Annotated in this window: 12 protein-coding genes; 8 read left to right on the top strand and 4 right to left on the bottom strand. The window is 73.6% G+C overall.

From position 1 onward, the window contains the following. Window positions 1-15 precede the first annotated feature (15 nt). From ACY34I_RS23645 to ACY34I_RS23615, 7 genes are all read left to right on the top strand, one after another. Window positions 16-1,059 (top strand): extracellular solute-binding protein, encoded by a 1,044-nt coding sequence (locus tag ACY34I_RS23645; protein ID WP_148794513.1) that lies wholly within the window; start codon window positions 16-18, stop codon window positions 1,057-1,059. A 125-nt stretch (window positions 1,060-1,184) separates the two neighbouring features. Continuing rightward, window positions 1,185-2,258: an ABC transporter ATP-binding protein gene (locus ACY34I_RS23640; protein WP_462757242.1), complete on the top strand. Its 1,074-nt coding sequence runs from the start codon at window positions 1,185-1,187 to the stop codon at window positions 2,256-2,258. Further along, a complete protein-coding gene (locus ACY34I_RS23635; protein WP_462757241.1) occupies window positions 2,255-4,039 on the top strand; it encodes an ABC transporter permease in 1,785 nt (594 codons plus the stop codon). The genes ACY34I_RS23640 and ACY34I_RS23635 overlap by 4 nt, the downstream gene beginning before the upstream one ends. Then, window positions 4,027-4,857, top strand: a complete 831-nt coding sequence (locus tag ACY34I_RS23630; RefSeq protein WP_462757240.1) for a creatininase family protein — start codon at window positions 4,027-4,029, stop codon at window positions 4,855-4,857. The genes ACY34I_RS23635 and ACY34I_RS23630 overlap by 13 nt, the downstream gene beginning before the upstream one ends. Continuing rightward, window positions 4,854-5,807: an amidohydrolase family protein gene (locus tag ACY34I_RS23625; protein ID WP_462757239.1), complete on the top strand. Its 954-nt coding sequence runs from the start codon at window positions 4,854-4,856 to the stop codon at window positions 5,805-5,807. The genes ACY34I_RS23630 and ACY34I_RS23625 overlap by 4 nt, the downstream gene beginning before the upstream one ends. Before the next feature lie 64 nt (window positions 5,808-5,871). Further along, window positions 5,872-7,329 carry a lyase family protein gene (locus ACY34I_RS23620; RefSeq protein WP_462757238.1) on the top strand — a complete coding sequence of 486 codons (1,458 nt, stop codon included), beginning with the start codon at window positions 5,872-5,874 and terminating at the stop codon, window positions 7,327-7,329. Further along, complete coding sequence (locus tag ACY34I_RS23615; RefSeq protein WP_462757237.1) at window positions 7,326-8,246, top strand: ROK family protein; 921 nt, start codon at window positions 7,326-7,328, stop codon at window positions 8,244-8,246. Before ACY34I_RS23620 ends, ACY34I_RS23615 begins: the two co-directional genes overlap by 4 nt. Window positions 8,247-8,301: 55 nt before the next feature. Here the strand turns inward: ACY34I_RS23615 and ACY34I_RS23610 are convergent, their stop codons facing one another. Further along, window positions 8,302-8,997: a class I SAM-dependent methyltransferase gene (locus ACY34I_RS23610; RefSeq protein ID WP_462757287.1), complete on the bottom strand. Its 696-nt coding sequence runs from the start codon at window positions 8,995-8,997 to the stop codon at window positions 8,302-8,304. Window positions 8,998-9,104: 107 nt separating this feature from the next. On the opposite strand from ACY34I_RS23610, the gene ACY34I_RS23605 reads away from it, so the two are divergent. Then, window positions 9,105-9,326, top strand: coding sequence for a hypothetical protein (locus ACY34I_RS23605; protein ID WP_462757236.1), 222 nt, complete (start codon window positions 9,105-9,107; stop codon window positions 9,324-9,326). A gap of 58 nt (window positions 9,327-9,384) precedes the next feature. Here ACY34I_RS23605 and ACY34I_RS23600 read toward each other — a convergent pair whose 3' ends face one another. Genes ACY34I_RS23600 through ACY34I_RS23590 form a run of 3 tightly spaced genes read right to left on the bottom strand, consistent with a single transcriptional unit; the run spans window position 9,385 to window position 12,298 of the window. After that, window positions 9,385-10,770 (bottom strand): acyl-CoA carboxylase subunit beta, encoded by a 1,386-nt coding sequence (locus ACY34I_RS23600; protein WP_462757286.1) that lies wholly within the window; start codon window positions 10,768-10,770, stop codon window positions 9,385-9,387. A gap of 59 nt (window positions 10,771-10,829) precedes the next feature. Continuing rightward, window positions 10,830-12,056: a beta-ketoacyl-ACP synthase II gene (gene fabF / locus ACY34I_RS23595; protein WP_148794531.1), complete on the bottom strand. Its 1,227-nt coding sequence runs from the start codon at window positions 12,054-12,056 to the stop codon at window positions 10,830-10,832. A gap of 2 nt (window positions 12,057-12,058) precedes the next feature. Then, window positions 12,059-12,298: an acyl carrier protein gene (locus tag ACY34I_RS23590; RefSeq protein WP_007072348.1), complete on the bottom strand. Its 240-nt coding sequence runs from the start codon at window positions 12,296-12,298 to the stop codon at window positions 12,059-12,061. Between the last annotated feature and the right edge of the window lie 11 nt (window positions 12,299-12,309).

Genomic DNA, 12,309 nt, shown 5'->3' with positions numbered 1-12,309 from the left:
CCTCGGAGGTACCCCATGAGACGCCGACTTCTTCTCGCCGGAGCGCTCGCCGCCGTCCTCGCCGCCGGCACCGCCTGCGGCGGCGGCTCGACCGACAAGGCCGCTGGCGACACCGAGAAGCTGACGATCTACACGGCCCGCGACAAGAAGGTGGCCACCTTCGTCGTCGACAAGTTCACCGCCAAGTACCCCGAGTACAAGGGCAAGGTCGAGGTCCTCAACCTCGGCGCGCAGGAGATCCTGGAGCGGGTCCGGGCCGAGAAGGCCAACCCGCAGGCCGACGTCTGGTGGGGCGGCACCCAGCAGGGGCTGACCGCCGGGGCCACCGAGGGCCTGCTCAACGCCTGGCAGCCGTCGTTCGCCGGCAAGATGGACGCCAAGTACAAGGACCCCGAGGGCCGCTGGTTCGGCGAGATCCTGCTGCCCGAGGTCATCATGTACAACAACAAGGCCCTCACCCCGGAGCAGGCCCCGAAGGACTGGGACGACCTGCTGAAGCCGGAGTGGAAGGACAAGATCATCATCCGGGACGTGGCCGCCTCCGGCACGATGCGGTCGATCTACGCCTCGATGATCCAGCGGCAGTCGCCGGACGGCAGCAACCCGCAGCCGGGCTACGACTGGCTCAAGAAGCTCGACGCCAACACCGGCGCGTACGCGGCCAACCCGACCGACCTCTACCTGAAGATGTCCCGCCAGCAGGGCGTGCTCAGCGCCTGGAACCTGCAGGACATCCTGCTCCAGGCCAACCAGTCCAACATGCCGTTCGGGTACGTGATGCCGGCCTCCGGCGCCCCGGTCCTGGTCGACGGCCTGGCCGCGGTCAAGGGCGGCAACACCACCGGCGCGCAGAAGTTCATCGAGTTCCTCTTCGACGACTCGCTCCGCGCCGACCTGGCCAAGGACTACTTCCAGATCCCGGCCGTGGACATCGCCCAGAAGCCGGAGTGGCTGGCCCAGCTCGACCTCAAGCCGCTGAACGTCGACTGGGACGTGATCGGCAAGAACGAGACCGAGTGGATCAACCACTGGAACAGCCAGATCAAGAACAAGGGCTGATCCCCGGGGTGCCGGGTGCGCGACGCGCACCCGGCACCCGCTTCCCGTACGCATCGCCGCCAGACCGGGTCTGGCCCCACCCCACCACCGGTCAGACCCGGTAACCGGACGCAAGGAGAGACATCATGATCGATGTCACGCTGGAGTCGGTGAGCAAGCGCTTCGCGCGCGCCGGCGACACTGCGGCCGTCGACGACGTCGACATCAGGATCGCCGCGGGGGAGTTCTTCACCCTGCTCGGCCCGAGTGGCTGCGGCAAGACCACCACCTTGCGCATGGTGGCCGGCTTCTACTTCCCCACCTCGGGCCGGATCCGCTTCGGCGATGAGGACGTCACCCACCGGCCGCCGAACAAGCGCGACACCGGCATGGTGTTCCAGAACTACGCGCTCTTCCCGCACATGACCGTGGCGCAGAACGTCGCGTACGGCCTGAAGATCCGCAAGGTCGGCCGGGCCGAGTCGAAGCGGCGGGTGGAGGAGGCGCTGGGCCAGGTGCACCTGGCCGGTTACGGCGACCGCCGGATCGACCAGCTCTCCGGCGGCCAGCAGCAGCGGGTCGCGCTGGCCCGCGCCCTGGTGATCCGTCCCCGCACCCTGCTGCTCGACGAGCCGCTGTCCAACCTCGACGCCAAGCTGCGCGAGGAGACCCGGGTCGAGATCCGCCGGATCCAGAAGGAGAGCGGCACCACCGCCATCTACGTCACCCACGACCAGGCCGAGGCGATGGCCATGTCCGACCGGATCGCCGTCATGGAGTCCGGCCGGGTCCAGCAGATCGGCGCGCCGCAGGAGATCTACCACCGGCCGGCGAACGCGTTCGTGGCCCGGTTCATCGGCCGCAGCAACGTGCTGAGCCTGCCGGTCGCCGCCGCCGGCCCGCAGACCGTCACCGTCGCGCTGCCCGGCGGCGACCAGGTGACCGTGGCCGCGCCCGCCGAGCACGGCCTGGCCGAGAACGGCACCGCGCTGGTCTCCGTCCGGCCCGAGCACATCGGGCTCACCTCGGCCACCGAGGCCGGCGCGCTGTCCGGCCGGGTGAGCGAGCTGGAGTTCACCGGCATGTCCACCAACCTCCTGGTCGACGTGGCCGGCGAGCCGGTGCAGGTCACCGCCATCGACGTGCCCGCCGGCCTGGCGGTCGGCGACCAGGTCGGGCTGCGGCTGCCCCGGGAGCGGATGTGGGTGGTGCGCCCATGAGCACCATCCCCGCCACCCCCAACGCGGCCACGGTCCCGCCGGTCACCGAGGACCCGAGGCCGCCCCGGGCCCGCCGCTCCCGCCGGCTCGCCGGCGGCGCCAACTCGCGCTGGTTTCCCTACCTGCTGGTCTTCCCGCTGGCCCTGATCCTCTTCGGCTACGTGGTCCAGCCGATGTTCGCCACCTTCGCGGAGAGCGTCGGGGTGGACGGCCTGGCCAACTACACCGTCTTCTTCACCGGCGACGGGGTGGCCCGCTCCTCGCTGGTCACCTCACTGGTGATCTCGGCCGCCAGCGTGGTGCTCTGCGGCATCGTCGGCGTGGCGATGGCGTTCCTGCTCAAGCGCTTCTCGTTCCCGGGCCGCCGGCTGATCGAGGCGATCATCCTGGTGCCGGCGGCGCTGCCGCCGCTGATCGGGGCGATCTCGTTCCAGCTGCTCTACAGCGAGACCGGCATCCTGCCGCGGGGCCTCCAGCACCTGTTCGGCACCGAGAGCCCGGTGCTGCCGTTCACCGGCATCGCCGGGGTGCTGGTGGTGCACACCTTCACCATGTACCCGTTCTTCTACCTGGCCACCTCGGCCGCGCTGGTCGGCATGGACCCGTCGGTGGAGGAGGCCGCGTACAACCTGGGTGCCGGCCGGGTCCGGGTCTGGCGCACGGTGCTGCTGCCGATGCTCACCCCGGCGCTGGTCTCCGCCTCGCTGCTGGTCTTCATGACCTCGCTGGCGTCGTACACCGCCCCGCTGCTGTTCGGGGTGGACCAGACGATGACCATGCAGATCTACATCAACCGCACCAACGGCGACCTGCCGATGGCCTCCACGTACGCCTCGGTGCTCGGCGTGGTGTCGGTGCTCTTCCTGCTCGGCATGCGCTGGTACGAGGGGCGGCGCAGCTACCGCTCCCAGTCCAAGGGCGTCGCCTCGCACCGCCGCGAGCTCACCAACCCGTTCGGCCGGTGGCTGGCCCTGCTCGCCTCGCTGGTCGGCGTCGTGGTGCTGCTCGCCCCGGTGGGCACGATCGCCCTGGTGGCGTTCTCGTTGGACGGCTCGTGGACGACCGAGGTGATTCCCTCGGCGTACACCATGCAGAACTTCGTCACGATCTTCACGGACCCGGAGGCGTACCGGCCGATCGTCAACTCGCTGCAGATCAGCCTGATCGCCACGGTCGGCTGCGTGGTGGTCGGCGTGCTCGTCGCGTACGCGGTGCGTCGGCTGGACTTCCGCGGGCGCGGCCTGCTCGACGTGGCGGTCATGCTGGCCTGGGCGCTGCCCGGCACGGTGGTGGCGATCAACCTGATCTCGGCGTTCAGCACCGGCAACGCGTTCAGCCTCGGCCAGGTGCTGATCGGGACCTTCTGGATCATGCCGCTGGCGTACTTCGTGCGGTTCCTGCCGCTGGTGTTCCGCTCCAGCTCGGCCACGCTGGCCCAGCTCGACCCGTCGCTGGAGGAGGCCGCCCGCAACCTCGGCGCGTCCTGGTGGCGGGCGTTCGGCACGGTCACCCTGCGGCTGATGCTGCCGGGCGTGCTGGCCGGCGCGCTGCTCGCCTTCGTGCACGGCGTCGGCGAGTTCGTCGCCTCGGTGCTCATCTACACCTCGGAGACCGCGCCGATCTCCGTCGAGATCAACAACCGGATGTACTCGTTCGAGGTGGGCACCGCCGCCGCGTACGGCATGCTCCAGATCGTGCTGATCTTCGTGGTGATGGTGGTCTCCGGGCGACTGGAGAGCGGCCCGAAGGCCAGCCGGGAGGCGGCGCAGTGGACAGCGTGACGGACCGCTGGCCGGCGGGCGGCGGACTGCTCCCCGCCGCCCGGATCCCCGGCGGGGAACTCGCCGCGGTCGCCGCGGCGGCGGACTTCGCGGTGCTCCCCGTCGGCGCGGTCGAGTGGCACGGCCCGCACCTGCCGCTCGGCACCGACCTGATCCTCGCCGAGGGCTTCGCCGGCGAGTCCGCCGGCGACGTGCCGGGGCCGCGGGGCGTGCTCTTCCCCGCCGTCGCGTACGCCGCCTGCCCGGGGCAGACCCGGCCCTGGCCGGGGACGGTCGCGATCCGTCCGGAGATCGCGGTCGGCTACCTCGCCGACGTGATCGAGGGCATCGTCGCCGCCGGGTTCCCCCGGCTGCTGGTGGTCAACGGCCACGACGCGAACATGTCCACGGTCCGGGCCGCCATGGAGTGGGTCTCCGGCCGACGTACCGCCAGCCTGCTGCTGGTCAACTGGTTCCAGCTGGTCACCCCGCCGGAGACCACGGAGATCTACGGCGTGCCGCCGGCCCGCGGGCACGGCGGGGCGTACGAGACGTCCGGCGTGCTCGGGTTCGACCCCGGCGCGGTACGCCTCGACGCCGCCACCGACCTGCCACCGAAGCCCAAGCTGACGGTGAGCCACCCGTACGTCCTGGTGGAGTCCCGCCCCGAGCCCTGGCAGGGCTGGTCCGGGCACGTCTCGCTGGCCAGCGAGGACGCGGGCCGGCGGGTCCGCGCGCTTGCCGGGGAGCGGCTGCGGGAGATCGTCGCCGCCTGGGTGGCCGCCCCACCGCCGGCGCCGCCCACCGCCGATCCACTGCCGACCGAGGGAGGGTCATGACCATCGACCGTGGACTGGACATCGTCGACTTCCACCTGCACTTCCGGATCGGCGCGGACGAGACGATCCACGCCTGCGAGCAGGCCGCCGGCATGCACCCCGGCGGGGAGCATGAGCGCGCCGTCCGGGCCGCCGGCTCGGCGCCGTACGCCCGGCAGTGGCGGCAGGCGTGGGGCTTCCCCGACCCGGAGCCCCCGGCCGAGCACTGGGCGGACGAGGCCGACCGCTGGGCCGACGAGTTGCGCGCGGTCAACATCCGGAAGGCCGTCTTCGTGACCGGCGGCGGCAACGACACCCTCGCCGACGTGGTCGACCGCCACCCGGACCTGCTGCTCGGCTTCGCCCACCACGACCCGTACGGCCCGGACGCCGCCGGGGAACTGGACCGCGCGGTGACCGAGCGCGGCCTGCGCGGGCTGAAGCTGTTCGCCCCGCTGCTGCGCGGCCCGCTCGACCACGAGGACCTGGACCCGCTCTGGGGCACCGCCCAGCGCCTCGGCGTGTCCGTTCTGATCCACATCGGGCACTACGGCAGCGCCGGCGGCCTCACCTTCGGCCGGTACGGCGGTCCGGACGAGCTGGCCCGGATGGCCCGCCGCTTCCCGGAGCTGGCCGTGGTGGTGCCGCACTTCGGCGTCCAGCACGTGCAGGAGCTCTTCTTCGCCGCCTGGGGCTGCCCCAACATCCACGTCGACACGTCCGGCTCCAATCAGTGGGTGCGATGGATGCCGTACAAGCTGACCCTGGAGGACCTGTTCCGCCGCTGCTACGAGACGATCGGCCCGCACCGGATCGTCTTCGGCAGCGACTCGTCCTGGTTCCCGCGCGGCTACGTCACCCGCTACCTCGACGACCAGCTCCGGGTCTGCCGCGAGCTGGGTCTGCCCGACGACCACCTGCGCGCGATCTTCGCCGGCAACGCCGAACGGCTGCTCGGCCTGACCGACTGACCAGCCGAACCCGCAGTGGGCGGCCCGACCGCCCACGCGGACTGGAAGGAAGTAAGGAACTGCCATGAGCACACCCGCGCTGACCACGTACCAGCGGCACCACCTGGCGCCCACCTACGACCACCACGTCGGCCACCTCTACCCGGCGATGGTCCATGCCAGCCAGGCACACGTGGTGATGCTGACCGAGCAGGGGCTGATCCCCGCCGAGCGGGGCGCCCGGCTGCTGCGCGGGCTGGCCGCCCTGCGCGCCGACACCACCCCGGCGCCGGCCTACGACGGCAGTTTCGAGGACACCTACTACCTGCTGGAGAAGCGGCTCGCCGAGGCGTGCGGCATTCCCACCGCCGAGCTGGACGTGCAGCTGGCCCGCAGCCGGAACGACCTAGACGCCGGGGTGTTCCGGATGCTGCTGCGGGACCAGCTCCTCGGGGTGCTGGACCGGGTGCTGGCCACCGGCCGGACCGCGCTGGACCGCGCCGACCGGTACGCGGACGTGGTCATCACCGGCTACACCCACCGCCGGCCGGCCCAGCCCACCACGATCGGTCACGCGCTCGCCGGGTACGCCGAGGCGCTCGCCGGCGAGGCGGCCGCCTACGCCGACCTGATCGACCAGCTCAACGTCTCGCCGCTGGGCTCCTGCGCGTTCGCCGGCACCGACCTGGACATCGCCCCGGCCCGGGTGGCGGAGCTGCTCGGGTTCGCCGGCCTGGTGACCAACTCGTACGAGGCCGTCGCCGGGGCCGACCACCTGGTCCGGGTCGGCACCCTCAACGCGCAGGCGCTGGCCACCGGGGCGCGGCTGGCCCGCACCCTGATGGACTGGCTGAGCTGGCAGTGGGTCACCACGCCGGGCGACTTCACCCAGGGCAGCAGCATCATGCCGCAGAAGCGCAACCCGGTGGTGCTGGAGCACCTGGTCTCGTACGCCGGCGCGGCCGCGGCGGACGCCGCCTCGGTGCTGAACAACGTGGGCGCCGCATGGTGGGAGGACTCCAACAACGCCACCACCGACGTGCAGGTCCGGCTCTGGGAGAGCAACGACCGGGCCGAGCGCTTCTTCGCCCTGGTCGGCGGCTTCCTGGCCGAGGTGGAGCCGCTGTCGCCGCCGAGCCGGGAGGAGATCGTCGCCTCCGGCGCCACCACCACCGCCGCGGCCGACGCGTTGACCCGCCACGGGGTGCCGTTCCGGGCCGCCCACTCGGTGGTCGGCCGGCTGGTCCGGGCCGGGGGCCCGGACACCTGGACCCCCGAGGGCGTCCGGGCCGCCGCCGAGGGGCTGACCGGCCCGCTCGACGACGCCGCCGTCGCCGACCTGATCGCCGCCGCCGTCCGCCCCGACCTGGTGCTGAACCGGGCCCAGGTGGACGGCCCCGGCGCCGCCGCGGTCCGCGCCCAGGTGGGTACGCTGCGCGTCGCGTTCGAGGCGGTCGCCGACCGGCTGGCGGCGGTGCGCGACCGGCTCCGCGGGGCGGACGAGGCGCTGGACGCCGTCGCCGCCGAGCTGGTGGCCCGGTGAGCGTGGGGCTGGCGGGGTCCCCCGAGGTCGGCACCCGGACCGGCGGGCTGCTGCTCGGCATCGACTTCGGCGGCACCAAGATGGCCGTCGGGGTGGCCGACGCCGAGGGCCACCTCCTGGTCCAGCGCCGGGTCCCCACCCACGCCGAGCAGGGCGCGCCGCAGGCCCTGGAACGCGCCCTGCAGCTCGCCGCGGAGTTGGTCGCCGGGGTGGGTGGCCCGCTGGTCGCGGCCGGGGTGGCCTCGCCCGGCGTGGTCCGTCCGGACGGCATCGACCTGGCCCCCAACGTGCCCGGCTGGGAGCGGCTGCGGCTGGCCGACGCGGTCCGCGACACGCTCGGCGTCGCCCGGGTGGCGGTGGACAACGACCTGAACGCCGCCGCCCTGGCCGAGCTGCGGCTGGGCGCGCTGCGGGACGCCGACCCGGGCCTGGTGGTGGGCATCGGCACCGGCGTGGCGGCCGCCGTGACGGTCGGCGGGACCGTCCTGGCCGGACACCGCGGGGCGGCCGGCGAGATCGGGTACGCCGTGGCCGGCGGGCCCTGGCCCGGCACCATGCTGGAGCTGGACTTCTCCGGCCGGGCGCTGGACCGGCTCGCCGGGGACCTCGGCGTGCCGGGCGGGGCGGCCGGGCTCGCCGACGCGGCGGAACGCCCCGGGCCGGCGCGCGACGCGCTGACCGCCCGGGTCGACGAGGTGGCGCGGCACCTGGCCACCTGCTGCCTGCTGCTCGACCCGCAGCGGGTGGTGCTGGTGGGCGGGGTGGCCCGCAGCGCGCTGATCCGCAGGCTGCTGGTCGACCGGCTCAACGAGGTGCTGCCGCACCGACCCGACGTGGTGCTCTCCCGGCACGCCGACGACGCCGCGCTGCTCGGCGCGCTCACCCTGGCCCGCGAGGCGGTGCCCGCGCCCCGCTGACCTGGTGACCTGCCGGCCCGCCCGTTCGCGCTACATGCGCGGGCGGGCCGGCGGGTCAGCTCAGGCGGTGGGCGCGCAGCATCAGCGAGACGCCGGGCAGGCCCCGCACCGGCAGGTAGCGCTCGGTCGTGACGATCGTGCGCAGCCCGAGGTTGACCAGCGGGTGCAGCTCATCCAGGTCACTGCCGGTCAACCTCCTGCGCCGCCAGGCGGCGACCGGGCGCAGCAGCACGTTCCAGCTCCACAGCTCGTCCACCACCAGCCCGGCCTTCTCCACCACCGCGCGCAGCCCGGCCCGGTCGTAGCGGCGGACGTGCCCGACGGCCACGTCGTGCGCCGACCAGAGCCGCATGTCGGCCGGCACCGCGATCAGTGCCGTCCCGCCCGGCCGCAGGGTACGGCGGATCTCGCCGGCGGCGAGGTGATCCTCGTCGAAGTGCTCGAGGATGTCGAAGGCGACCACCAGGCCCAGGCTGGCCGAGGGGACCGGCAGGTGCCGGGCGTCGGCCCGGATCACGTCCAGGCCCCGCTCCCGGGCCACCCCGGCGCCCGCCGCGCTGTATTCCAGGGCGAGCGGCTGCCAGCCGTACGCCCGCAGCACCCGGGTGTTGCCGCCGCCGGCCGCGCCGATGTCCAGCGCCCGCCCCGGGTGCGCCCCGGCCGCCGCCAGCCGCCGCAGCGCCCGGCCCAGCAGGGCCCGCCGCTCCCGGTACCACCAGTGGCTGTCCTCGAGCGCGGCGAGCTTGCGGATCTCGGTGGCTTCCAGGGCGTACTCCTTTTCGGCGCCCCCACCCTAGCGGCTCGGGCGGCGGCAAACCCGGGTGCGGCGCGCGACCGACCCTGGCAGGGTGACCGACCATGGGACAGCAGGCGCAGGGTTTCCGCTACGTCGAGCGGGCCGACGGCTCCGTCGTGATCACGCACCACGGCCGGGTGGCTGGCACGCTGCGCGGCGGCCGCGCGGCGGAGTTCCTGGCCGAGGTCGAGGACGACCCGCAGCTGGTGATGGCCCGGTGGACCGGCAACTACCGGCGGGGCAACGAGCGGACCGCCCGCCAGCACCCCCGCAACCGGGGCTGAGCAGACGTCAGGGTCCGCGCCCGGGGTGGGCGCGGACCCTGAAGGGTTTGACCGGTGGCTACAGCGGGATGTTGCCGTGCGCGCCCCGGGCGGCCGGCGCCGCGGCCAGCGCCTCGGCGATCCGCCGCCGGGTCTCCGCCGGCTTGATCACGTCGTCCACCACGCCGATCTCCAGCGCCCGGTTGACGCCGCCGGCGACCCGGACCTGCTCCTCGATCAGCTGGGCCCGCAGCGCCTCCCGCTCCTCGACCGGGGTGGCGGCCAGCCGCTTGCGGTGCAGGATGTTCACCGCCGCGCTGGCCCCCATCACCGCGAGCTCCGCGTTCGGCCAGGCGAACACCGCGGTCGCCCCCAGCGAGCGGGAGTTCATCGCGATGTACGCGCCGCCGTACGCCTTGCGGGTCACCAGCGTCACCCGCGGCACCACCGCCTCGGCGAAGGCGTGCAGCAGCTTCGCCCCGCGCCGGACCACGCCCTCCCACTCCTGACCCAGGCCGGGCAGGTAGCCGGGGACGTCGACCAGCACGATCAGCGGCACCCCGAGCGAGTCGCACATCCGCACGAACCGGGCGGCCTTCTCGGCGCTGGACGCGTCGAGGCAGCCACCGAGCCGCAGCGGGTTGTTGGCGATCACGCCGACCGTACGGCCGGCGAACCGGCCGAGCGTGGTGACGATGTTCGGCGCCCACTTGGCGTGCAGCTCCACGCCGGGGGCGTCGAGCAGCGCCTTGACCACCGGCTTCACGTCGTACGCCCGGTTGAGCTCGGCCGGCATCTTCGCGGCCAGGTCGTGCCCGTCCACGCCGGTGGCCACGTCGTCCGGCGAGATCCGGCCCGGACGACCGAGGAACGCCGCGAGCCTGCGCGACTCGGCCAGCGCCTCCTCGTCGTCCCGGCACGTCACGTGCGCCACGCCGGAGCGCCGGCCGTGCGGCTCGGGGCCGCCCAGCCGCTCCATGTCGACCTGCTCACCGGTGACGCTGCGAACCACCTCGGGGCCGGTGACGAAGATCCGGCCGGCCCCGCTCATCACCACGATGTCGGTCAGCGCCGGCCCGTAGGCGGCGCCACCGGCGGCCGGCCCGAGCACCACGGAGATCTGCGGCACCCGGCCGGAGGCCCGGACCATGGCGGCGAAGACCTGCCCGACGGCGTCGAGGGCGACCACGCCCTCGGCGAGCCGGGCACCACCGGAGTGCCAGAGGCCGAGCACCGGCACCCGCTCCCGGACCGCCGTGTCGATGGCGTCCACGATGTGTCGGCACCCCTCGGTGCCCATCGCGCCGCCCATCTTCGTGGCGTCGCTGGCGTACGCGATCGCCGGCGTACCGTCGATCGTGCCCCGCGCGCAGAGCACGCCGGAGCCGTCCCGCGGCGCCAGCAGGCGCAGCGAGCCGGCGTCGAACAGGGCCCGCAGCCGGGCCTCGGGATCCCGGTGGTCCACGGTCGAGTTGTCCGTGCCGACGGCGGTGGTGGTCACGGATGCCTCCAGGGGCAGAGGGGTCAGGCCCGCGTGAAGACGAGCGCCACGTTGTGGCCGCCGAAGCCGAACGCGTTGTTCAGCGCGGCGGGGACCTCCATGTGGCGCGCCTTGTGCGCGGCCACCTCCAACGTGAGGCCGTCGTCCGGGTCGTCGAGGTTGATCGTCGGAGGTACCACACCGTCCCGGATGGACAGGATGGTGGCGATGGACTCCAGCGCCCCGGCCGCGCCGAGCAGGTGCCCGGTCATCGACTTGGTGGCCGACAGCACGGGGTGGTCGCCCAGCGCCTTGCGCAGGGCGCCGATCTCCAGCATGTCGCCGACCGGGGTCGAGGTGGCGTGCGCGTTGACGTGCACGATGTCCATCTTGGCGACATCCGCGTCGGCGATCGCCTTCCCGATTGCCCGGATCGCGCCCTCGCCCTCGGCGTGCGGCTGCACGATGTCGTACGCGTCCGAGGTGATGCCGGCGCCGGCGAGCCGGGCGTACACCCGGGCGCCGCGGGCTGCGGCGTGGTCGGCGCGCTCCAGGACCACCACGCCCGCGCCCTCACCGAGCACGAAGCCGTCGCGGCCCTTGTCCCACGGCCGGGAGGCCTTCTCCGGCTCGTCGTTGCGGGTCGACATGGCCCGCATCGAGGCGAAACCGGCGATCGGCAGCGGGTGGATGACCGCCTCGGTGCCGCCGGCCACCACCACGTCGGCCCGGCCGGCGCGGATGATGTCCAGCCCGAGCGCGATCGCCTCCGCGCCGGTCGCGCACGCGCTGGCCACCGAGTGCACCCCGGCCTTGGCGCCCAGCTCCAACCCGACCCAGGCGGCCGGGCCGTTCGGCATCAGCATCGGCACGGTGTGCGGGGAGACCCGCCGCGGGCCGGAGGCCTCCAGGATGTCGTCCTGGGCGAGCAGGGTGGTGGCCCCGCCGATGCCGGAGCCGACGCTGACCGCCAGCCGCTCCGGGTCCAGCCCGGCGTCGGCCAACCCGGCGTCGGCCCAGGCCTGCTGGGCCGCGATGAGCGCGATCGCCTCGGACCGGTCCAGCCGGCGCAGCTTGACCCGGTCCAGCACCTCGGTGGGCTCGACGGCGAGCTGGGCCGCGATCCGGACCGTCAGTTGCGCCGCCCACTCCTGGGTGAGCGCACTCACCCCGGAGCGGCCGGCGAGCATGGCGTCCCAGGTCGACGCGACGTCCCCGCCGAGCGGGGTCGTCGCGCCGAGCCCGGTGACGACGACGTCGGGGCGACTCATGATCAGGACTGCGCCTCGATGTAGCTGACGGCGTCCCCGACGGTCTTCAGGTTCTGCACCTCGTTGTCCGGGATCTTGACGCCGAACTTCTCCTCGGCCGCCACCACGACCTCCACCATGGAGAGCGAGTCGACGTCGAGGTCGTCGGTGAAGGACTTCCCCTCGGCCACGTCGTCCGGGTTCACCCCGGCAACCTCTTCGAGGATCTCGGCGAGGCCGGCGGTGATCTCGTCACGGGTCATTGCGGTTGGTT

The organism is Micromonospora sp. RTBAU3-60 (assembly GCF_054963695.1).
The sequence above is the reverse complement of the archived record's forward strand: the minus strand, read 5'-3'. Positions and strand labels throughout refer to the sequence as shown.

Bases quoted from the DNA above. Each gene is read 5' to 3' on its own strand.
- ACY34I_RS23645 (WP_148794513.1), top strand. From the start codon at position 16: ATGAGACGCCGACTTCTTCTCGCCGGAGCGCTCGCCGCCGTCCTCGCC.
- ACY34I_RS23640 (WP_462757242.1), top strand. From the start codon at position 1,185: ATGATCGATGTCACGCTGGAGTCGGTGAGCAAGCGCTTCGCGCGCGCC.
- ACY34I_RS23635 (WP_462757241.1), top strand. From the start codon at position 2,255: ATGAGCACCATCCCCGCCACCCCCAACGCGGCCACGGTCCCGCCGGTC.
- ACY34I_RS23625 (WP_462757239.1), top strand. From the start codon at position 4,854: ATGACCATCGACCGTGGACTGGACATCGTCGACTTCCACCTGCACTTC.
- ACY34I_RS23620 (WP_462757238.1), top strand. From the start codon at position 5,872: ATGAGCACACCCGCGCTGACCACGTACCAGCGGCACCACCTGGCGCCC.
- ACY34I_RS23605 (WP_462757236.1), top strand. From the start codon at position 9,105: ATGGGACAGCAGGCGCAGGGTTTCCGCTACGTCGAGCGGGCCGACGGC.
- fabF (WP_148794531.1), bottom strand. From the start codon at position 12,056: ATGAGTCGCCCCGACGTCGTCGTCACCGGGCTCGGCGCGACGACCCCG.
- ACY34I_RS23590 (WP_007072348.1), bottom strand. From the start codon at position 12,298: ATGACCCGTGACGAGATCACCGCCGGCCTCGCCGAGATCCTCGAAGAG.